This window comes from Ancylobacter sp. GW821-FHT10E12, from assembly GCF_058809335.1.
In genome coordinates this window covers 105,027-124,682 of sequence record NZ_JBXASN010000014.1, presented here as the reverse complement: position 1 = coordinate 124,682, position 19,656 = coordinate 105,027, and the positions used below count along the sequence as shown (strand labels likewise).

Here is a 19,656-nt window from a genome sequence, read left to right as displayed (position 1 = left end):
ATGGAGGCGAACAGCATCCTGCGCGAGGGTTTTCGCGAGCGGCTCGAGGACTATTGGCATTTCAGCCTCTATCGCCTGCTCCGGCATGCGCCGATCGACATCGCTTCGGATATTGGCAGCCTGCTGGTGCGCCGCAATGTCCGCCGCAATCTGCCGCACATCATCACCGGCGCCCGGCACAGCCTGCGGCAGCTTCGGCCCCAGTGGTCGGAGGACGAGATCGAAGCCGGCATCTATCGCTTCCTCGACAATGTCGGCCGCGTCTACGCCGAATTCTCGGTGCTGCACCGCCTCGTCGGCGAGGGACGGGTGAGCTTCGACGAGCAGCGATTCCGCCGAATCTGGACCCCGGGCCGCCCCACCGTCGTCATCATGCTGCATACCGGCAATTGGGAGGTGTTCTCGGCCGCCCTCTCGCATCTCGGCCTGCCGACCAGCAGCTTCTACCTGCCGCCCGAACCTGCGGTCCACAATGCCATCGTGCAGGCGGTGCGGGCGGAACTCGGCGTTTCCCTGCTGGATCCGGGGCCGCGCGGCGTGCGCGAAGCCCTGCGGCTGCTCAAGGACGGCCGGTCCTTCGCGCTTTTCGGCGACGATGCGCGTGGCGGCGAGAGCATGGCGCCGCTGTTCGGGCGGCCGCCGCATGCCAACGGAAACCTGGCGCTGATTTCGCGCTTCGCCCGCAATACCGGGGCCGATGTCTATGTCGGCCACTGCGTCCGGCTGCACAAGAGCCGCTTCGCACTGCATGTGAGCGACCCGCTGAGCCTCGCGGACGTCGTGGGCCCTCGTGCGGACATCCTGGCCGACGTCGCGTATCTGAACGAGCAGATCGAGCCGATCATACGCACCTACGCCGATCAGTGGTATTTTCTCGACGACCGTTTCTGAGCATCGGCACCGGGTCGAAAAATGGATGCGCAGGAGCCGGCAAGGCGGCGAAGGGAGAACGCGGCGCGCCGATAGACTGAATCGTTTTTATTATATAGTTTTCAAATCGTAGGACTACGCGCGGTAGCTATCCGATCCGCTTCGGTCGGCATTGTAATATTGTTTCTTTCAAGAGACCTATGTCGAACACAACCACCGGTCAGCCTGTCAAAGAAGTTCATTCCGGGGCAATCACCTACTCGGACTTCAACTTTGACTTCGATCTCGACAAGCGCCGCATCTACAATGTCACGTCGCAACCCCTTCCCTATGGCTTCCTGTTTTCGCCGAAGGGAAAGGGCCGGCCGCTTGTCGTGATCTGCCCCCATGGCAATGACCGGGGAGAGGACGGAAGGCGCAGCTTCCTGCGCGGAAACTGGGCCAGGGAACTGCCTTACAACACGCTGGTCTGGCAGGACCCGACCGCGGCTCTCGACGAGTCGGTACGGGCCGGATGGGGCTTGGGATCGACCGATCACTGGCCGATACAGACCATTGCGCGGGTCGTCGAGCATCTGCGCGACCAGTTGGCGATCGTCAATGAGAACGTCGTGTTCGTGGGATTTGCGGCCGGCGGCTTCGCCTCGCTGCTGCTGGCGTGCCAGATTCCCGGCGCCAGCTGCTTGATCAACAATCCCGACACCGACGTCTTGGGGGGACAGCGCAACGGCCTGAACGCCATTCTCGCGCATGGCTATGGCGGCATGCCGGTCGAGGACTTCACCAGGGAGTTCCCCGAGCGGTTCTCGGCGAATGAGGCGCTGAAGAACGCCGCCGTCCCGCCGCGGATCTATTGCCTGGAGAACACGCTGGACGAACAGCGCCGCTCCAAGTCCTTTGCCGCCTTCATCACCAACATCAAGACCCAGCTCACCAGGGCGCCGGCAGAGCGCGCCGACCATTTTGTCGTCGACTATTACGTGGACGAGCGGCCCAGAAGGGCGAGCGAGCACGCCGAATGGTCCCGCTGCCTCGAAACAATGTCGGGCTGGTTCGCAACACCGGCAATGGCCGCGCCGGCGACATCGCCGCCGGGCATTCCGGCACGGCCCGTCGCATCGACGAAAAAACAGATCACGCGCGAGCAGTGGAGCCAGCTGCTGCCGACCGAAATCGCCTACTGGAACGCGGTCATATCGGGCTCCTACGACAAGCAGGAAACCGTGCAGGCTTTCCGCGACCGGGCCGCCGGGCTCAATCCGGTGCCGGGACCCGTCGTCAAGCTGCTGGATCGGCTGGACGTCGTCAAAGCCAGGGTCCTCGATGTCGGCTCCGGGCCGCACACCACCATCGGGCCATTTCTCTATGGAACCCGCCTGAACATCGTCGCCATCGACCCGTTGGCCGATACCTACAACGAGATGCTGGCCCGCCACGAGATCGAGCCGGCGATCGCTTCGATAAAGGGCGAGGGCGAGCGGCTGGTGGAACAGTTCGGCACCGGGCGCTTCGATATCGTGCATTCGCGCAACGCGCTCGATCACGCCTACGATCCCCTGATCGCCATGCAGCAGATGATCGAGGTCTGCGCCCCGGGAGGGGCCGTCTATATCGAGGGCTCAATCAACGAGGGGCTGAAGCAGCATTATGAGGGCCTCCACCAGTGGAACTTCATGCCGGTGGACGACGACCTCGCCATTTGGAACGGCCAAGGCTCGCGCCTTGCCAGCAAGGCGCTGACAGGCGTCGCGCAAATGAAGACCAGCCGCACCGAGGAATGGTTCAGCATCACGCTGCTGAAGCAGCTCTGATGCCGCCGGTCAGTTTTCGCTGAGCCGCGTCTTCAGGAGGTGCATGAGAATGACGCTGATGCTGACGAACACCAGCATGAACCCGGAGACATAGGCGCCGCTGTAGAAATCGCTGATGTAGTAGCCGTAATAGGCGGTACGGGCCTTGTCGACGAGCTGGGTGGCCGGCAGATACCAGATCCAGTCGGCGATCTCCTGCGGCAGCATGGAAGGAATAAAAAGCACGCCAGAGGTAATCCAGAACACCGGCGACAGAAGGTTGCCGAATATCACCGCCACAGTCGACAAAAGACCGAGAACAGCATACAGAAAACCGAAGCACACTCCCAACAGATAGCTTTGGAACAACACAAAAGCAAAGAGGGGAACGTCAAAAATAACGACCTGGAAACCCAGAAGTGCCAGCGCAAATAACGTAAAGACACAAATAAGCGCCGAGCTGATCAGGTCTACGAGCGAGCGTGCGATCAGCAGGTCGAGCAGCGTCACGCCGGGAAAGGCGGTCAGCCTCTTGTTCTGCAGGGGCGCGTTCATGATCTGGCGAAAGCCGTAGAGCCACACCACGAAGGGCAGCACGCCGGTGGCGAGGAAGATCGTCGTGTCCGTCCCGATCGGTCCGCGCCGCCCGAACAGGTAGTACACGGTGAGCGTTATGGCGATGTGGCTCAGCGGCATGAAGAGCGACAGCACGAAGCCGAAACGGGTGCCGGCGACGCGCGTTTTGATGTCTCGCAGAAACACCGCGCGGACGACCCGGAAATGGATCTGCGCCATCGACCAGACGCTGGGACCGCCATTGCCGAGTTCCGCGAGGGCGCGCCGCGTATCGGCATCGGCCATGGCCGAGCCCGGGCTCGGCAGAGATTCGGCGTTGTTCATCATAATGGTTCGATGGGGCTCACTGCGCCGCGCGCAGCGGCAATAGGCTCTGGAAATGGTTGGAGAGGAAGGCGACGCCGGATCGCAGATCGACGTCCGGCTTCCAATCCAGCACGTTGGCCGCCTTGCGGATATCGAGCTGGGAGGCGTGCACGTCGAAGCGCCGCGCGTCGCGCATGATGACGTTCGGGCGCACGCCGAGATGCCGCTCCAGTTCGTCGATTATGGCGAGGAGGGTCGAGCCCACGCCGGACCCGACATTCACCGCCCCCGTCACATCCCGGCGCTTTCCCGCCGCGATCAGGGCCTTGACCACATCATCGACCCAGACATAGTCGCGCAGGATCGACCCGTCGCCATAGATCGTGATCGGGCGTTCCTCGATCGCCGCATAGGTGAAGGCGGTCACGGCCCCGAGCCCCTTGGCGATGTTCTGGCCGCTGCCATAGGCATTGCTGATCCGGAGGCTGACGCTGTTCACCTCATACTGGGCGGCGTAGAAGGCCAAATAGTTTTCCGCGGCAAGCTTCGAGGCGCCGTAGGCGCTGACCGGGCTGGTGGGGTGGTCCTCGTCGATCGGCAGATAGCGCGCCGGCCCGTAGACCGCACCGCCGGACGAGGCGAAGACGAGGCGGATATCCGGGCGCGTGCGAACCGCCTCCAGAAGGCGGACGAACCCGACGACATTGTTGCGCAGGTCGGCAAGAGGATCGGCGGTCGCCGTCTGCGGTATGGTCGACCAGGCCAGGTGGTAGATGGTGTCGACCTTCTCGAGCATGCGGCAGAACGCTTTATGGGAGGTCTTGGCGAGGTCCACGCGGTGGATCGGGAAAGGCCCGTCGGTCAGGTTGGAATGGCCCCTGAAAACGGTACCCTGCAGCGACACCCCCTGCCGCACGAGTTCGCGGCAGAGGGCGGTGCCCAGGAATCCTCTCGCTCCAATGACCAAAACCGTCATGTGCCAACTGAGCTGATGTTCAAGATTAAAGCCCGCCTCGCCCGCATCATAATGACCTCATCGCCCATCCTGTTGCGGAAACCCAATTCGTACAGAAGAATGTGTGCAGTGCAAGATACATGCAAATCCCGGACAAAGCGACCCAGGCCGGCACGATGAAAATTGTCCTTTTCGTTCACTGCTACTTTCCGAACCATTTTTATGGCACCGAAAGCTACACGAGGGTGGTAGCCAAAAACCTGCGAGACCTTGGCCACACTGTCAAAATTATTACTGCTACATTCGTTGGAGAATCGGAGCAATCTGCCTTCATCGAGGAATATGAATGGGAGGGCACGGGTGTCCTCCGTTTCGATCGCAATCTCATTCCCAACCGCGCGGTGCGCGATACCTATTATATGCCGGAACTACGTACCGTATTGGAACGCATTCTGCGGCGCGAAAAACCGGATGTGGTCCATATCTGCCATTTGATAAATCATACCACGGCACTTCTGGAAGTCCTAGATAGCCTCGGAATTCCAACTGTCGGCACCTTCACGGATTTTTATGGCATTTGCTTCAACAACAAATTGCAGGCCCATGACGAGTCCCTTTGCTTCGGGCCCGACAAGAACCGGACCAATTGCCTGAACTGCTTTCTCAAGGAAGTCGGCGGGCAAGGCGGCGACCGCTGGACCCGCCTCGCCGGCCATCCCGCGCTGCGCCCCTTCGCGGCACGGGCCGCGCGGTTTGCCCTGCCCGCCCTCAAGCCCGCCTGGCGCGACGATGTCGAAGCGATCGTCGAACGCCCCGCCGTCCTGGCCGAGGCCTACGGCAAATTCGACGCCGCGGTCGCCCCGACGCAGTTTCTCCACGATGCCTATCGCCGAAACGGCTTCGAGGGCCGCCTCGACATCAGCCGGTTCGGCATCGACATCGACCGGGCCCCCAAGCCGGCCAGGACGGAAGGCGTTCATTTCGGCTTCATCGGACAGCTCGCGCGGCACAAGGGCGTCCACCTCCTCGTCGAGGCGTTCAGGAACGTTTCATCCGACAATGCCCGGCTCAGCATCTGGGGAAGCGAGCAGACGGACGCGGCCTATTCGCGGGAGCTCCGCCGGCACGCGGCCTACCTGCCCGTCGATTTCCGCGGGACCTTCCCGGTGGAGCAGATGGCGGAGCGCATGGCCGAGATCGACGTGCTGGTCATTCCCTCGCTCTGGTACGAGAACAGCCCGCTGATCCTGCTCCAGGCGCTCGCGACCCACACGCCCGTCATCATCGCCGATGTCGCCGGCATGACCGAGTTCGTGCCGCCCTTCGAGTTTGGGATGTATTTTGCCAGGGGAAGCGCTAAATCGCTGGCCGCGGCGATGGAGCATTTTTCCAAGGACCGGGGCCTTGCCCGTGCCATGAGCGAACAGATCGGCTACGAAAGGACCACGCGCCATATGGTCGACGATCTTTTGCGCATCTATGAGGAGATCGCATGAAGGGTTTCAGCTTTCAGGGATTGAAAGCTGCGGTTTGGGCTCAGAAACTCGACCCGCATGCGGCCGCAGCAACCGGGTCTCCCGTGCCTCTCTCGCCAACATTCGGAATCAAGGGCAACCTGGAGGAATGGCTTCAGTTCAACCTCGACGCCGCGAATGACGCCGAGCGATTCCGCGACCTCATCGCCCCGTTCCCCCCCACCAAGCTGATGCACAACACGAGCGGCCTGGTGAGCGAGCAGGATTTCGCCCGCCACGGCATCGACCTCGTCCGCGCCCTCTCCGGCGTCAGCCCGCGGCCTCCGTCGGAATATGGCGACATTCTCGACTTCGGGGTCGGCGTCGGCCGCCTGGCCCGCATGTTCCACGGCTACGGGCATCGCTATGTCGGCGTCGACATCGACGAGCGCCATATCGCCTGGATCAACGAGAACCTGCACCATGTCGAGGCCCATCACACCCAGCCGGCGGAGGCGCTTCCCCTCGACGATCAAAGCTTTGACACAGTCGTCAGCATTTCTGTGTTCAGCCACCTGTGCGAAGCGGATCATCTGATCCATCTCGCGGACCTGTCGCGTCTGGTCCGTCCGGGTGGGTTGCTGTTTTTGTCGGTGCATGGCCAGAGGGCGCTGTCGCGGGCGCTGTCGGAGACCAAGATCGTCGATATGCTCAGCATTCCCACATGGGATATCGAACGGGCTCGACGCGTCTTCGAGTATGGATCCGGCTACAGCTTCGTCGTCCAGGCCGGACACTTGACGACCGACGAACATCCCTATGGGATAACCTTTATTTCAGAACGGTACATTCGAAGCGTGTGGAGTCGCTGGTTCGAGGTCGTCAAAGTGGCATCGGGCGCGATTCACGACTTTCAAGATATTGTCATACTGAAGGTCGGCAATGAAGCAAGCTAAGAAGATTGTCAAAAGCAAATTTGCTCCAGTCCCCATTCCACAGGGACAAGCGCCAGCAGTAGAAATTAGTTCGGGCTGGCGGGAAATAACATTTAAGTTCATAAAGACACATCTGACGACGGTTTTGACATTTATTCTGGCCCTTTTTATTTGCATTGCATATGGGATTTACGTATTCATCATATCCTCCGATCTTTATGTTTCCGAAGCCCGGTTCGTCATTCGCGTAGCTCAGGAAAACGTGTCGACCGATGTGGCGGCTTCGGGCGCCGGTGCTTCCGATGCGGCGCAGCTGGCCCGCGCGGCCGGATCGGCGATGGGAGATATTTCCGATGACACGCTCGCGCAGAATCCGTTCGTCATCGCCAATTTCCTGATGAGCCACGCCTTCGTGCAGGAACTGCGGCAGCAGGGCTGGCTGCGCCCGCGCTTCTCCATGGCGTCGGTCGACTACCTGTCGCGGCTGCCCCCCGACCCGACGCTGGAGGAAGCGTGGCGGTTCTGGACCCGCCACGCGATAGCCGCGGTCGATCGCCGGTCGAACACCGTCTTCCTCAAGGTCTGGGCCTTCACCCCCGAAGACGCGCGCGCCACGGTCGAACTGATGATCAAGCGCAGCGAAGTGCTCCTCAACGACATGGAAGAGCGGGGGCGCCTCGACGCCGTGGAACGCGCCCGTGCCGAGCTCGTGCGTGCGAACGAGGATTACGGGACGAGACTGCAGCTCATCAGCGACATGCGCGGGCGCCTGGCCACCGTCGATCCCCAGCAGGTCGCCGCATCGGCCCAGAACTCGATGATCCGCTTCGAGGGCGAGCGCATCCTCATGGAGCGCGAACTCCAGGTGCTCAAGACCGCGGAAAATGCCAACTCGCCCGCGGCCAACACGCTGCGCCAGCGCTCGAAGTCCATTCTCTCGGAGGTCGGCCAGATCCGGGACCGCATCACCGGCACCGAAGCCGACATGCGAGCCGCCGTCAACGCGCTCGCCTCCTATGAGGAGCTCGACCTCAATCGCCGCTTCGCCCTGACGCGGGTGCAGATCGCCTCGCTCGCGGTGGAAAACGCCGAGCTGCGCCTGCGCGAGCATTCCTACTTCATCTACACGTTCATCGCGCCGTCGCTGCCGAGCCTGCCGACGCAGGACTGGCGCATCCAGCAATGGCTGCTCGTCTGCTCGCTCGCCTTTCTGGCATGGCTGACCGTCATCACCACGATGACGCTGAGCCGCGAAAGTCGCTACTAGACACCTTTGGCGCGATTCCACCTGAAGCGGAGCATGCATGCTGTTCAGCGTTGATGAGGATGCCGGCACCCGGATCGTGGGCTGGATCATGCCGGACAACCCGTCGCACACGCCCAGTGTCTCGGTATTCGAAGGCAACGAGAAGCTGGCGGAAATCCAGGCACGGGTGGTGCGGCCGCTGCTGCGGGAACAGGGGCTGCACGATACGGGGCTCTGCGGCTTCGTCGTCGACGAGGCCGGCATTTCCGGCCTCGCCAAGCGGCATCAGCTGGAGCTCTACGACGCCCACACCCAGACGCTCGTCTATCGGCGGCGCTACGGCGTGCCCGCCATCCCCCGCAAGCTGTTTCGCCTGGAAACCCAGATCCTTCCGAATGTGCGGATCAACCGCCTGTTCGATTCGCTGTTCCAGATGAGCTATCCGCGCATCGAGGCGCTACCGCCGGATACGACGAGAAGCGTGATCGGCATCACCTTCAGCAATTCCATCTACATATCGGGCCGCATCTACCTCAGCGAATTTGAGGGGGACCTGCAGAGGAACGGCTTCGACACCTGCACCTATGTGAGGGACCCCGTCGAGGAACTGGCCGAGCAATTGCTGACGCTGGAATGGATTTCCCGGAACAGCGACGACACGGTCAAGCAGCTCGGCAATATCGGGCTGGCGAGCCTGGTGGACGACGTGAAGGGCAAGCAGCTCAAGGATGCCGACGATTTCGGCGCCTGGCTGCTGCGGCTCAAGCCGGAGGCGCGCCTGCTGCTCTCCGATCCCGTTACCCGCCTGCTGACCTGCCGCAACGGCGACGAACGGCTGTCGATCGTTGCCGTCCCCGGCGCGCTGGACGCGCTTTCCAACATGAAGGTCGTGCAGCTGCGCTCGAATCTCGAGCATTTCCTCCTGCTTGTCGGCGCCGAGCTGGAGCGGGACTTCGGCCCGTGGGAGATGCCTCAGGCCTCGACCGGGGTCTCGACGCTTGCGGAAGGCCTGCGCGACAAGGAGCTCGTCCGGCAGATACTGGCGGCCGATATCGAGCTGTTCTCCGAGTTTTCAGGCGCCGTGAACCGCGCGCTCGACGCCGGCCGCGATCGGGATGCGCATATCGAGGGACCGGTGCCCTCGGCCCAGGCCGCCATCGCCAAGAATTGAGAGAGCCGGCGCCCCATGGCTGGGTCAGCCCTCCGGTTCGAACATCGGTCCGCGCCCGAGGCCGCTTTCGCCGATCAACCGGGCGATGGCGGTGATATCCTCCTGCCCGCCCAGCCGGTCGCGGGCGGCCGACCAGGTGGCGAGCAGCGCGTCGAGGGTCGGCGTCTCGGCATCGGCGCGGCGGGCGAGGTCGGCGGCGATGGCGATGTCCTTGCAGAACAGTTCCAGCGTCTGGCCGAAATCATAGGTGCCGGTGAGCACATGGTTCGGCAGCTTGACCTCGGTGGCGTGGCTCTTGCCGGAGCCGGCGCTCCACACTTTCAGCATCACCTGCGGATCGAGGCCCAGCCGCCGGCCGACGATCAGCGCCTCGGTGGCGCTCCACAGGGTGGCGGCGGACAGGTAATTGTTGAGCGCCTTGAGGACATGGCCGGAGCCGACCGGCCCGACATGGACCACCTCCCCGCACATCCGCGCCAATAGCGGGCGCACCCGCGCGAAGGCGTCGGCATCGCCGCCGACCATGGCGGTCAGCGTGCCGGCGCGAGCCCCCGCCATGCCACCGCTGACCGGGGCGTCGAGAACCGCCGTGCCCTGCCCGGCGAGCTCCTCGGCGAGCGCCATGGTGCTGGCCGGCGCCGCGGTCGACATGTCGATCACCACCGCCCGCGCGATCCTCGTGCAGGCGCCGCCCGGCCCCAGCAGCGCCGCGCGCACATGCCGATCGGTGGGCAGCATGGTGACGACGACGTCGCCCGGCAGCTCGGCCCCCTCGGCCGCCACCGGAATGCCACGGCCGCGGAAGGGCGCGAGGGCCTCCTCCGAGAGATCGGCGACGGCAAGCGGCACGCCGCTATCGGCCAGGCGGGCGGCCATCAGCCCGCCCATCCGCCCCGCCCCGATGAACAGCACGCTGTCGGTGGTCACGATCGATCCTCCCGCATGGGTGGCGATGGCCGCGCTCAATGCGCGCGCGCCGCGAGCGCGATCGCCATGGTGGCGACGGCGTTGCGCGCCTCGGTCTCGTCGGACAGCCCGGCGACGCGGCGGGCAAAGGCGCGCAGCATCCGCACCGATTCGGCGTCCAGCGCCGCGATGGTACGCGCGAAGTCGATCGCGCGCGCCAGTGCCGCGCCGCGCGGCACCACCTCGGTCACGATGCCGATGTCCTTCGCCTCCGCCGCGCCGAAGTGACGGCTGGTGAGCGCGAGTTCGAACGCCTTCTTGAACGGCACGAAGGTGCCGAAATAGGACAGCACGATCAGCGGCGGCAGCTTGTGCGACATTTCCGGCAGCGCGAACACCGCGTCCTGCGCGGCGATGGCGATGTCGCACTGGGTGGAGAAGCCGCAGCCGAAGCCGAGCGCCTTGCCCTCCACCGCCGCCACGAACGGCACCGGCGAGGAGCGCAGCCGGGCGTTCACCTCCAGGATCAGGTTGAGGTCGTCGCGTACGTCGGCGGCGGAGGTCAGCCCCTTGGCGCCGACGCGGCCGGCGCAGAAATGCTCGCCCTCGCCCGACAGCACGACGGCGGTGAGATCGGGCTTGGCCAGCACCTCGTCGAGCGCCGTGGCAAAATCGGCAAGCTGGGCCGACGAGATATGGTTGCCGTCGGCGGTACGGGTGAATTCGACGCCGTATATGCCGTCGCCATGCGCTTCGATCTTCATGTCACTCTCCTTGGAACGGCTCGCCCCGCCCCGCCGTTGACGGACGCGGCGAGATGGCGTTTGACCTGTCGTATTGTACGACAATATTATGTTGGCAAGGGCGAGCGTCGCGGGGCGCCCGCCGGATCTGGCGAAGGAGGACGACCCGTGGCGCTGATCGACCTGAACGGAGAACGCCTCGGCTACGACCGGGCCGGTGCTGGCGAGAAGCTGCTGCTGATCCACAGCCTCGGCACCGCCGCCTGGCTGTGGCGCGAGCAGATCCGCCGCTGGTCGGCGCATTTCGACGTGATCGCGGTGGACGCGCGCGGCCATGGCCGCTCCAGCCGCCACGGCGGCTTCACGGTCCGCAACGTCGCCGCCGACCTCGCGGCGGTGCTGACGGCATTCGGCGGCGAGCCGGCCCGCGTGGTGGCGATCTCGATGGGCGGACCGATCGCGGCGCATCTCGCCGACCTCGCCCCGCAGCTGGTGAAGCGGCTCGTCATCGCCGACAGCTTCGCCACCCAGGGCGAGGCCGGGGCAACCCGCGCGGCGGCGATCGAGTCGACCATCCGCAGCGGCTCGATGGACGCCTATGCACGGCATTACGCCGCCGACACGCTGGTGGAGGATGGCGACCCCGCCCATGTCGACGAACTCGTCGCCAGCATCGCCGGCATGAGCACTGAGGCCTATGTCGAGGCGGCGCGCTCGGTGTTCACCAGCGACGTCGTCGACCTGTTCAGGGCGGTGCGCGTGCCCACCCGCGTCGTCGTCGGCAGCCGCGACAACCGCACGCCGCCGAAGCTGTCGCAGGAGATCGCCGCCCTGGTGCCCGGCGCCGGCTATGCGGAGATCGAGGGCGCCCGCCACCTCGCCAATCTCGACCGGCCGGACGCCTTCCACGCCGCGGTCGATCCGTTCCTGCTGGCGCGCTGAGGCGGGCCGCGGGCGATGAGCGGGCTTCTCGGCATCGGCCCCATCGGCCAGGAGAGCGCGCCGCTGCGCCGCAAGCTGGTGGCGACGCTGCGCCGACTGATCGAGACCGGGGTGCTCGCCGCCGGCCAGCGGCTGATCGAGAAGGACCTCACCGCCGAGCTGGCGGTCAGCCGCACCGTGCTGCGCGAGGCGCTGCGCGAGCTGGAGGCGGACGGGCTGCTCGCCGCCGGTCCGCGCGGCCTCTCGGTCGCGGTGCTGGATCGGCACGAGGCCGGCAACATCTATGCGGTGCGGGCGGCGCTGGAGGGGCTGGTCGCCCGGCAGTTCTGCGACCGCGCCGGCGAGCGGGAGCGCGCGGCGCTCGGCGCGGCGCATGGCGCGCTCGGCCGCGCCTATGCCACCGGCACGCTCGCCGACATGCTGGACGCCAAGCTCGGCTTCTACCGCGCGCTGTGCGCCGGCGCCGCCAATCCGGTGGCGCTTGAGCTCCTCGACCGCCTGAATGCCCGCATCAGCCTGCTGCGCGCCCGCTCGCTCGCCGATCCCGGCCGCAAGCTGGCCTCGGCGGCCGAGATCGACGAACTCGTGGCGGCGCTGGCCGCGCGCGACGGCGCCCGCGCGGCCGAGCTCGCCGAACGCCATGTCGCGCAGGCGGCCCGCGCGGCGCTCGGCGAGCCGCCCGATTCCCTTTCCCCGCTCAACGACCCGGAGACTGCTCAATGACCGACGACCTCTACGAAAAGGGACTTCAGATCCGCCGCGCCGTCGTGGGCAGCGCCTATGTCGACAAGTCGCTCGCCGAGGCCGACGACTTCACCCGCCCGTTGCAGGAGCTGGTCACCAAATATTGCTGGGGCGAGGTGTGGGGCCGCCCCGGCCTCGAACGGCGCGACCGCTCGCTGCTCAATCTCGGCATGATCGCGGCGCTGAACCGTCCCCACGAACTCAAGCTCCATGTGCGCGGCGCCCTCAATAACGGGCTGACGCGCGAGGAAATCCGGGAGGTGTTTCTCCAGGTGGCGATCTATTGCGGCGTGCCGGCCTCGCTCGACAGCTTCCGCATCGCCCGCGAGGTGTTCGCCGAGGAGGACGCCAGGGCGAAGGCCACGCCGGCGACCGATTGAGCCGCCGGCGTCCGGCCGGGCCCGGGCTTGCCGCCCTGCCCGGCCGCACCCCTCAGTTCTGGTTTTCCGGGATCACCTTGCCGTCGATGGTCATCGGCTCGCCGTCCAGCGACAGGGAACAACCGCGCAGCGGGATGTCCATGTGGCAGGGCGTGTTGCGGGTGCCTCCGGCTTCGGTGTTCGGGCCGCTCGACCACAGGAAATTGCCCCAGAACGAGCGGGCGTCCATCGAAAGCCCCGCCTCGCGGTCGTAGAGGCCGAGCGTCGTCCAGTGGGCGCGCTTGTGCAGGCCCCAGCCGACATGCGCCATGGCATAGGCGTCCGGGTCGTTGAAGCTCTCCATGTAGCTGCGCAGGTATTCCGCCTCGAAGCCGCCCTCGATCCGGCGGATCCAGCCGCCCTCGATGTCGATGCGGATCGGCTCGCGGGCATAGCGCTTGAACGGCAGCAGGATGTCGCCGGTGTCGATGACGATCACGCCCTCGCAGGTGCCCTCGTCCGGCCAGGTTGCGACGAAGCAGCTCGGCCAGTGGTCCCAGCCGCCGGGCTTGTCGACGAAACCCTGCTGCTTCAGCACCGGATATTGCCCGATGGCGCAGCGGAAATCGGTGCCGGCCTTCGAGGTGACGGTCAGAGTCTTCGCCCTGGCGAGGCGGGCGGCGGCATTGGTGGCCCGGCGCGCGTCGTCGAGCGTCGGCTTCATGCGCAGCATCACTTCCGGCGGCTCGCAGGCGAGCAGCATGCGGGCGCCGGCCTTCAGGATCTCCTCCTGCTCGGGCGAGAACAGCAGCATCATGGTGTCGATGACGAGGTCGCTGTGCTTCATCGCCTCCAGCGCCGCGCGGTTGCCCTTCAGCGCCGTGTGGCCGACATAGCCGGACTTGTCGCGCGAGAGCGCCACGTCGCCGTTGAGCGGCGGCAGGTGCAGGATGGTGAGCACGCCGCCGAGCTGGCCGACCGCGGTGCGCGCGGTGGAGACCAGCTGCGGGTTGCTGTCGTCGCTGACGAGAAGCGACACCTGCTCGCCCGACGTGAGCCTGGAGAGCGTCAGCACGTCCTTCCAGGCGTCGATGAGCGCCAGATCACTGATAGCCATGGTTGCCTTCCCTTCTGGGAATCCTGCGGTGTTTAGAATCCTGCGGTGTTCAAAGGTCGCCGCCGCCGGCTCGGGCCAGCGAGCGGTAGGCGCGGTCGAAATGGATGAGCGGCGGCTCGGCCGCCCCGAGCCGCACCGCCCGCACGGTCCCGAAGAAAACCGTATGGGTATAGGCCTCGACACTTTCCGCCACCGTGCAGTCGACGCTGACCAGCGCGCCCTCCAGCGCCGGGGCGCCGGTGACGAGCGAAAGCCAGTCGGCATCGCGGAACTTGTCGGGGCCGACATGGCCGAGCCGGCCGGCGAAGCGGTCGGCCACCGGCCGGTTGTGCTCCGCCAGCACGTTGACGCAGAAGGCGCCGGACCGCGCGATGGCGTGGTGGGCGTCGCCATGGCGGTTGACGCAGACCAGCAGGGTCGGCGGGGCGATCGAGACGCTGCACACCGCGGTGGCGGTGAGGCCGCGCGCGCCTTCGCCATGGCCGGCGGTGATCACGGAAACCGCGCCGGCGAGCAGGCCCATGGCGCGCTTGAAGGAGTCGACCAGCACCGGGTCGACGGCGTCCACGGCCTGCGCGACGGAAACGCTCATCATGGCCGAGCCCTGATCGCGTCTTCGATGAAGGCGGCGACGGCGAGCGTGTCGGCATCGGCGCCGATGCGGCCGACCACCTGCACGCCGACCGGCAGGCCCTGCGGGCCGAGGCCGGCCGGCACCGAGAGCGCCGGCACATGCAGCAGCGTCCACGCCTTGTTGAACACCGGGTCGCCGGTCGGCATCCCGACGGGCGCCTCGCCCGGCGCCGCCGGGGTGATCAGCACGTCGCAGCCGTCGAGCAGCTCCTCGACGATTGCGTCGCGATGCTTCAGCACGGCGAGGGCGGCGTCGTACTGGTCGCGGGTCGCCTTGGCCAGCGTCTCGATGAAGCCGAGGGTGATCGGCGAGATGCGCCCGCCCAGCACATGGCGCTCATAGGCGAGCGTGCGCGGCGTCTCCCAGCCCATCACCGCGTCGAACAGCGCGAACAGGCGCTCGAAGCTTTCCGGCACCGCGAGCGCGCGCACCGTGCCGCCGGCCGCCTCGACGGCGGCGGCGGTGCGCTCCAGGGCCGCGCGGGTCGCCGGCTCGGCGGATTCCCAGCGCGAGGTGCGGAACAGGCCGATCCTCGGCGCGGAGCCAGCCTTGCCCTCCGCCAGCGCCGACTTTTCCGCGAGCGCGGCGGTGACGAAGGCGGCGTCGCGCACGTCGCGGGTGATGACGCCGAGATGGTCGAGGCTGTCGGACAGCGGCTTGACGCCGGCGCGGTTGAGGGTGCCGAAGCTCGGCTTGTAGCCGACGACGCCGCAATAGGAGGCCGGACGCACGATGGAGCCGGCGGTCTGGGTGCCGAAGGCGACATGCACCATGCCCGCCGCCACCGCGGCGCAGGAGCCGCTCGACGAGCCGCCGGGCGTATGGGCCGGGTTGAACGGGTTGCGCGTCTTGCCGGGGCTCGACATGGCGAATTCGGTGGAGACGGTCTTGCCCATCACCACGCCGCCGAACCGGCGGGTGAGCGCGACGATGGGCGCGTCCCAGGCCGGCCGGCAGCCGTCATAGACCACGGATCCGTAGCCGGTCGGCATGTCGGCGGTGTCGATCACGTCCTTGACGCCGAAGGTCACGCCGGCGAGCGGCCCCGCCGGGGCGGCGAAGGCGGCGGCGAGCGCCTGCTCGCGGTCGAAATGCGCGAAGGCCTGCACCTGCGGCTCGGCGGCGGCGATGCGCTCGGCGAAGGCGGCGCAGACGGTTTCGGCGGTCAGATCGCCCTCGGCCACCCGCCGGGCGGTGTCGCGGGCCGACAGATCGGCGAGCGAGGTCGGCACGTCGTTCATCATCATGCTCCCAAGCCGATCGATGCCGGCCGCGTGCCGAACCACGGGCGCGCCCGCTCCAGCTGCCCGGCCAGGCTGAACAGCAGGCCGTCGCGGCCGAGGCCGGCGCCAAAATGCACGCCGACCGGCAACCCGCCCGCCGAGCGGCCGAGCGGCACGCTCATCGCCGGGCATCCCGAGGCGTTGAAGGCGCAGGTGAAGGGCGCATGGGTCCAGAACGCGTCGTAGAAGGCGTCGAGGCTCTTGCCGGCGCCCGCCAGCCTGCCGAGCGGCGGCGGCAGCTCCGCCGCGGTCGGCGACAGCAGCACGTCGTATTTCGCGAAGAAGCGGCCGAGCGAGCGGGCGGTCTGGTGCAGCACGTTCACCGCGCCGAGATAGGCGGTGGCCGGCAAGGTCCGCGCCTCGCGCACCCATTCGGCGTTGACCGGCTCGATGAATTCCAGCGGATCGGCAAGGCCGAGCGCCTTGCCGCGCGCCTCCACCGCCGGGGTGATGTTGACGCCGACGATGATCCGCCACGCCGCCTTCAGCGCATGGGCGTCATAGCCCGGCTCGCAGATCTCGACATGGTGGCCCAGCGCCTCGCACAGGGCCGCCGCCTCTTCTGCCACGCGCCGGCATTCGGGATCGACCGGGGTGCCAAGCGGCGAATGCGGGGTGAAGCCGATGCGCAGCCGGCCCGGCTCGCGCGTCACCTGCGACAGGTAGCTCTCCGGCCCGACCGGCGAGAAATACGGGTCGCCGACATCCGGCCCGGCGGTGGCGTCGAGCAGCGCGGCGTTGTCGCGCACGCTCCGGCTGGCGGCATGGGGGGTCGACATGCCGGCGATCGCTTCCACCACCACCGGGCCGAGCGGGTTGAGCATGCGGCTCGGCTTGAAGCCGAACAGGCCGCAATGCGAGGCCGGCAGCCGGGTGGAGCCGGCGCCGTCCGAGGTATTGGCCATCGGCACGTAGCCGGCGGCAATGGCGGCGGTGGAGCCGCCCGAGGAGCCGCCGGGGCTCAGCTCGGGATTCCACGGGTTGCGCGTCGGGCCGAAGGCGTCCGGCTCGGTGGTGAAGCTGAGCGCGAATTCCGGGGTGTTGGTCTTGGCGATGATGACGAGGCCGGCGGCCTTGTAGCGGGCGGCCAGCGTGCCGTCGCGGGTCGAGACCGCATCCTTGAACAGACGCGAGCCGGTCGACAGGATGGTGCCCTCCAGCTCGAAGCCGGTGTTCTTGAGCAGGAACGGCACGCCGGTGAACGGGCCGTCCGGCAGGCCGTCGGCGATGGCGCGGCGGCCCTTCTCCTCGAAGCGATGCACCAGCGCGTGCAGGCGCGGCTCATGCGCCTCGATCCGCGACAGCGCCGCGTCGAGCAGTTCGTCCGCCGTCACCTCGCCGGTGCGCACCAGGCTCGCAAGTCCGGTGGCGTCATGATCCTCGTAACCGGCGAAGCCGGCATGGCAGGGGTGGTCGGAATCGGTGGTCATGCCGGCACCTCGGCGATCTGCCGCTGGAAGGCGGCGGGGTCCCAATAATCGCGCGTTCCGACGAGGACTCCACCCGCCAGATCGAATACGTGCACGCCGCGCAGCTCGATCGCCCGGCCGCGGGTCGGCGCGCCCTTGATGTCGACGCCGAGGCGGCCGGTCAGCGTGTAGACGACGGCGACGCACGCACCGGAATCGATGCGCTCGCGCAGCTGCCAGTGCGCCTCAGTGATGAAGCCGAAGAAGCGCTCCAGCCCGGCCCGCAAGGCCTCGCGGCCCTCGCGGCGGGCGCCGTCATGCGCCTCCTCGTGCCAGCCGTCCTCGGCATAGAGCGCGGCGGCGGTCGCGGCATCGGCGCGGTTATAGGCGTCGTAGAAGGCATCCACGACGTCGGCGGCGCCGACCGGATCCCGCGCCGGATGGTTCGACGTCCGGGTCGCCTGCTGGGCCATGTCGTGCCTCCGGTCGTCCGTCACTGGGGGAGGAAGCCGGACCGCCGGCGGAAGGCGGTCCGGTATGCCGCATCGCGCGGCGCGGGCGATGAGCCCCGGGGCTGGCGTATATCAGGGCCGGCGCCTCAGGGCCGGCCGATCACGGCATGCCGGCCAGCTTCTTGACCTGCCCCATGAAGACGTCGCGCTTCACCTCGTTGTAGAGGCGCTCGCGCAGGCGCGGGGCCGGGCTGGCATTGACGTTCTCGAACAGCGCGACGCGGCCGGCGAGCGAGGAGGAGGTCATGTCCCAGATGAAGTTCATCAGCTGTTCCTTGACCCCGGCGCTGACGCCCTTGCCGGGCAGCAGCTCTTCCAGGTGATGGCCGATCTCCGGGTTGTCGAAGGCAGCCTTGCCGAAGCGCATCACCAGCCCCTGGCCGCACAGCTCCTGCAGGATATGGATGATGCGGGGATAATGCTCGATGGAATAGAGCCGGCCGGCGGTCAGCATGCCGGCATCCGGCGCCATCACCTCGCCCTCGGTGGGCCTGGCCAGCGCCTCGGCGGCGGTGATGAAGGCGCGCAGCGTCTGGGCGTACTGGATGATCTCGCCCAGCATGCCCTGCACCGCCGGGATATGCGCGGTGCCGAGCACGTCGAGCACCAGCTGGCCGGCGCCGACGAACAGCTCGGCCTTCACGGCGAGACGGGTCAGCACGTGCCAGTGGGCGAACACGCAGACCGGCCCGTAATAGGACATGGCGGTCGGGTCGCCGAGGTTGAAGATGCGGTCCTTCGGCACGAAGACGTCGTCGAAGATGATCAGCTGGTCGGCTTCCTCGCCGAGGCGGGCCACCGGATGGTCGAAGGGATCGGCGCCGGGATGCGAGACCATCTCGCGCGAGATCAGCTTGATGCCCTCGGCATTGATCGGCACCGAGGCCCAGATGCAGGCTTCGGCCGGCGTCTCGCGGATGCCGCCGAGATTGGTGAAGAAGATCTCGTTGGCCTGCGCCGAGATCGAGCCGACCGTCTTGGCGCCGGAGACGCGGATGCCGCCGGCCTCCACGCTCTTCACCTTGAGTAGCGAGGCTTCCGCGCCCTTGGGGCTGGAGCGGTCGTTCTGCGGGCCGGTGAGGCTCTCGGAGGCGGTGAGGTTGTTGTCGCGGCCGAAAGCGACGTAGCGCTCGATATTCTCGCCGAAATCGGGCGAGCAGCCGTCGATCAGCGACTTCTTCGCCTTGAAGGTCGGGAGATAGGCGAGCAGGCCGACGGCGATGGCGGGCGCGAGGTCCGGCGGGCGGCCGAAGGTGCCGGCGGTCTTCAGGCTGGTATATTCGATCATCCTGCGACGATCGGCGAGGTCCTGCTGCGTGCGCGGCACCTGCCAGGCCCGGCTCGCCACCGCGCCGCTCTCGTCGACATAGGTGGTGGCTTCAGAGAATTCCGGCTTGAACTGGTCGTCGAACATCGAGGCGATGAGGTCGACGCCGGCCGACAGCGCCGGATCGTCGAACACGCGGGCGATGCGCTTGCCGCCGACCCACAAGGCACGACCGTCGTCGAGCGACTTCTTGAATTCCTCACCGGTCTTGAGCTTGTGGCCCGGGGACAACTCGCTTTGCAGTTCCCGTTTCGCCGTCTGCGCGTTCATCGTCCGCTCTCCTCTGAAGGACCCGTCTCCCGGACGCATTGTCGATCGATCGTGGTCGGGCACATCGGCGAGGCGGCGCGCCGCGAATGAACCTCTGGCGCACGCTT

Annotated in this window: 19 protein-coding genes; 9 read left to right on the top strand and 10 right to left on the bottom strand. The window is 66.8% G+C overall.

Annotation, left to right across the window (positions count from 1 at the left end; all coding sequences use genetic code 11):
- Positions 1-891, top strand: a complete 891-nt coding sequence (locus AC1RU4_RS19000; protein ID WP_492892689.1) for a lysophospholipid acyltransferase family protein — start codon at positions 1-3, stop codon at positions 889-891.
- Between the two features lie 179 nt (positions 892-1,070).
- Complete coding sequence (locus AC1RU4_RS18995; RefSeq protein WP_492892688.1) at positions 1,071-2,681, top strand: methyltransferase domain-containing protein; 1,611 nt, start codon at positions 1,071-1,073, stop codon at positions 2,679-2,681.
- 9 nt (positions 2,682-2,690) lie between these two features.
- On the opposite strand, the gene AC1RU4_RS18990 is transcribed toward AC1RU4_RS18995, so the two are convergent.
- Entirely contained in the window at positions 2,691-3,560 is an 870-nt protein-coding gene (locus AC1RU4_RS18990) for an ABC transporter permease (RefSeq protein WP_492892687.1), read from the bottom strand.
- A gap of 19 nt (positions 3,561-3,579) precedes the next feature.
- A complete protein-coding gene (locus tag AC1RU4_RS18985) occupies positions 3,580-4,518 on the bottom strand; it encodes an NAD-dependent epimerase/dehydratase family protein (RefSeq protein ID WP_492892686.1) in 939 nt (312 codons plus the stop codon).
- Positions 4,519-4,637: 119 nt separating this feature from the next.
- Here AC1RU4_RS18985 and AC1RU4_RS18980 point away from each other — a divergent pair, with 119 nt between their 5' ends.
- From AC1RU4_RS18980 to AC1RU4_RS18965, 4 genes are read left to right on the top strand one after another with little or no spacing between them, the layout of a single operon-like run.
- Positions 4,638-5,993 (top strand): glycosyltransferase family 4 protein, encoded by a 1,356-nt coding sequence (locus tag AC1RU4_RS18980; protein WP_492892685.1) that lies wholly within the window; start codon positions 4,638-4,640, stop codon positions 5,991-5,993.
- A complete protein-coding gene (locus AC1RU4_RS18975; RefSeq protein ID WP_492892684.1) occupies positions 5,990-6,907 on the top strand; it encodes a class I SAM-dependent methyltransferase in 918 nt (305 codons plus the stop codon). The genes AC1RU4_RS18980 and AC1RU4_RS18975 overlap by 4 nt, the downstream gene beginning before the upstream one ends.
- Entirely contained in the window at positions 6,894-8,153 is a 1,260-nt protein-coding gene (locus AC1RU4_RS18970) for a KpsE/RkpR family capsule polysaccharide export protein (RefSeq protein ID WP_492892683.1), read from the top strand. The genes AC1RU4_RS18975 and AC1RU4_RS18970 overlap by 14 nt, the downstream gene beginning before the upstream one ends.
- A gap of 37 nt (positions 8,154-8,190) precedes the next feature.
- Positions 8,191-9,303 (top strand): hypothetical protein, encoded by a 1,113-nt coding sequence (locus tag AC1RU4_RS18965; protein ID WP_492892682.1) that lies wholly within the window; start codon positions 8,191-8,193, stop codon positions 9,301-9,303.
- A 24-nt stretch (positions 9,304-9,327) separates the two neighbouring features.
- On the opposite strand, the gene AC1RU4_RS18960 is transcribed toward AC1RU4_RS18965, so the two are convergent.
- Together AC1RU4_RS18960 and AC1RU4_RS18955 are read right to left on the bottom strand one after the other, a co-directional pair.
- Positions 9,328-10,230, bottom strand: a complete 903-nt coding sequence (locus AC1RU4_RS18960; protein WP_492892681.1) for an NAD(P)-dependent oxidoreductase — start codon at positions 10,228-10,230, stop codon at positions 9,328-9,330.
- Between the two features lie 35 nt (positions 10,231-10,265).
- The gene (locus AC1RU4_RS18955; RefSeq protein ID WP_492892680.1) at positions 10,266-10,973 is read right to left on the bottom strand and encodes an enoyl-CoA hydratase/isomerase family protein; all 708 of its coding nucleotides are present in this window, start codon (positions 10,971-10,973) and stop codon (positions 10,266-10,268) included.
- Between the two features lie 147 nt (positions 10,974-11,120).
- Between AC1RU4_RS18955 and AC1RU4_RS18950 the strand changes: the two genes are divergently transcribed.
- Genes AC1RU4_RS18950 through pcaC form a run of 3 tightly spaced genes read left to right on the top strand, consistent with a single transcriptional unit; the run spans position 11,121 to position 13,018 of the window.
- On the top strand, positions 11,121-11,894 hold the full coding sequence (locus AC1RU4_RS18950; protein ID WP_492892679.1) for an alpha/beta fold hydrolase: 774 nt from the start codon (positions 11,121-11,123) through the stop codon (positions 11,892-11,894).
- A gap of 15 nt (positions 11,895-11,909) precedes the next feature.
- The gene (locus AC1RU4_RS18945) at positions 11,910-12,617 is read left to right on the top strand and encodes a GntR family transcriptional regulator (RefSeq protein ID WP_492892678.1); all 708 of its coding nucleotides are present in this window, start codon (positions 11,910-11,912) and stop codon (positions 12,615-12,617) included.
- Positions 12,614-13,018 carry a 4-carboxymuconolactone decarboxylase gene (pcaC, locus tag AC1RU4_RS18940; RefSeq protein ID WP_492892677.1) on the top strand — a complete coding sequence of 135 codons (405 nt, stop codon included), beginning with the start codon at positions 12,614-12,616 and terminating at the stop codon, positions 13,016-13,018. The genes AC1RU4_RS18945 and pcaC overlap by 4 nt, the downstream gene beginning before the upstream one ends.
- A 52-nt stretch (positions 13,019-13,070) precedes the next feature.
- Here pcaC and AC1RU4_RS18935 read toward each other — a convergent pair whose 3' ends face one another.
- From AC1RU4_RS18935 to AC1RU4_RS18910, 6 genes are all read right to left on the bottom strand, one after another.
- Positions 13,071-14,114 carry a 2,5-dihydroxypyridine 5,6-dioxygenase NicX family protein gene (locus tag AC1RU4_RS18935; RefSeq protein ID WP_492892676.1) on the bottom strand — a complete coding sequence of 348 codons (1,044 nt, stop codon included), beginning with the start codon at positions 14,112-14,114 and terminating at the stop codon, positions 13,071-13,073.
- A gap of 49 nt (positions 14,115-14,163) precedes the next feature.
- A complete protein-coding gene (locus tag AC1RU4_RS18930; RefSeq protein WP_492892675.1) occupies positions 14,164-14,709 on the bottom strand; it encodes a flavin reductase family protein in 546 nt (181 codons plus the stop codon).
- A complete protein-coding gene (locus tag AC1RU4_RS18925) occupies positions 14,706-15,989 on the bottom strand; it encodes an amidase (protein WP_492892674.1) in 1,284 nt (427 codons plus the stop codon). Before AC1RU4_RS18925 ends, AC1RU4_RS18930 begins: the two co-directional genes overlap by 4 nt.
- A gap of 2 nt (positions 15,990-15,991) precedes the next feature.
- The gene (locus AC1RU4_RS18920) at positions 15,992-17,461 is read right to left on the bottom strand and encodes an amidase (protein ID WP_492892673.1); all 1,470 of its coding nucleotides are present in this window, start codon (positions 17,459-17,461) and stop codon (positions 15,992-15,994) included.
- Positions 17,458-17,913, bottom strand: a complete 456-nt coding sequence (locus AC1RU4_RS18915; protein ID WP_492892672.1) for a nuclear transport factor 2 family protein — start codon at positions 17,911-17,913, stop codon at positions 17,458-17,460. Before AC1RU4_RS18915 ends, AC1RU4_RS18920 begins: the two co-directional genes overlap by 4 nt.
- A gap of 139 nt (positions 17,914-18,052) precedes the next feature.
- Positions 18,053-19,549, bottom strand: a complete 1,497-nt coding sequence (locus AC1RU4_RS18910) for a 4-hydroxyphenylacetate 3-hydroxylase N-terminal domain-containing protein (RefSeq protein ID WP_492892671.1) — start codon at positions 19,547-19,549, stop codon at positions 18,053-18,055.
- Positions 19,550-19,656: the final 107 nt, after the last annotated feature.

Excerpts from the sequence above, each read along its gene's own strand:
- AC1RU4_RS19000 (WP_492892689.1), top strand. The coding sequence starts at position 1 with ATGGAGGCGAACAGCATCCTGCGCGAGGGTTTTCGCGAGCGGCTCGAG.
- AC1RU4_RS18995 (WP_492892688.1), top strand. The coding sequence starts at position 1,071 with ATGTCGAACACAACCACCGGTCAGCCTGTCAAAGAAGTTCATTCCGGG.
- AC1RU4_RS18990 (WP_492892687.1), bottom strand. The coding sequence starts at position 3,560 with ATGAACAACGCCGAATCTCTGCCGAGCCCGGGCTCGGCCATGGCCGAT.
- AC1RU4_RS18985 (WP_492892686.1), bottom strand. The coding sequence starts at position 4,518 with ATGACGGTTTTGGTCATTGGAGCGAGAGGATTCCTGGGCACCGCCCTC.
- AC1RU4_RS18980 (WP_492892685.1), top strand. The coding sequence starts at position 4,638 with ATGCAAATCCCGGACAAAGCGACCCAGGCCGGCACGATGAAAATTGTC.
- AC1RU4_RS18975 (WP_492892684.1), top strand. The coding sequence starts at position 5,990 with ATGAAGGGTTTCAGCTTTCAGGGATTGAAAGCTGCGGTTTGGGCTCAG.
- AC1RU4_RS18970 (WP_492892683.1), top strand. The coding sequence starts at position 6,894 with ATGAAGCAAGCTAAGAAGATTGTCAAAAGCAAATTTGCTCCAGTCCCC.
- AC1RU4_RS18965 (WP_492892682.1), top strand. The coding sequence starts at position 8,191 with ATGCTGTTCAGCGTTGATGAGGATGCCGGCACCCGGATCGTGGGCTGG.
- AC1RU4_RS18955 (WP_492892680.1), bottom strand. The coding sequence starts at position 10,973 with ATGAAGATCGAAGCGCATGGCGACGGCATATACGGCGTCGAATTCACC.
- AC1RU4_RS18945 (WP_492892678.1), top strand. The coding sequence starts at position 11,910 with ATGAGCGGGCTTCTCGGCATCGGCCCCATCGGCCAGGAGAGCGCGCCG.
- pcaC (WP_492892677.1), top strand. The coding sequence starts at position 12,614 with ATGACCGACGACCTCTACGAAAAGGGACTTCAGATCCGCCGCGCCGTC.
- AC1RU4_RS18935 (WP_492892676.1), bottom strand. The coding sequence starts at position 14,114 with ATGGCTATCAGTGATCTGGCGCTCATCGACGCCTGGAAGGACGTGCTG.
- AC1RU4_RS18930 (WP_492892675.1), bottom strand. The coding sequence starts at position 14,709 with ATGATGAGCGTTTCCGTCGCGCAGGCCGTGGACGCCGTCGACCCGGTG.
- AC1RU4_RS18925 (WP_492892674.1), bottom strand. The coding sequence starts at position 15,989 with ATGAACGACGTGCCGACCTCGCTCGCCGATCTGTCGGCCCGCGACACC.
- AC1RU4_RS18920 (WP_492892673.1), bottom strand. The coding sequence starts at position 17,461 with ATGACCACCGATTCCGACCACCCCTGCCATGCCGGCTTCGCCGGTTAC.
- AC1RU4_RS18915 (WP_492892672.1), bottom strand. The coding sequence starts at position 17,913 with ATGGCCCAGCAGGCGACCCGGACGTCGAACCATCCGGCGCGGGATCCG.
- AC1RU4_RS18910 (WP_492892671.1), bottom strand. The coding sequence starts at position 19,549 with ATGAACGCGCAGACGGCGAAACGGGAACTGCAAAGCGAGTTGTCCCCG.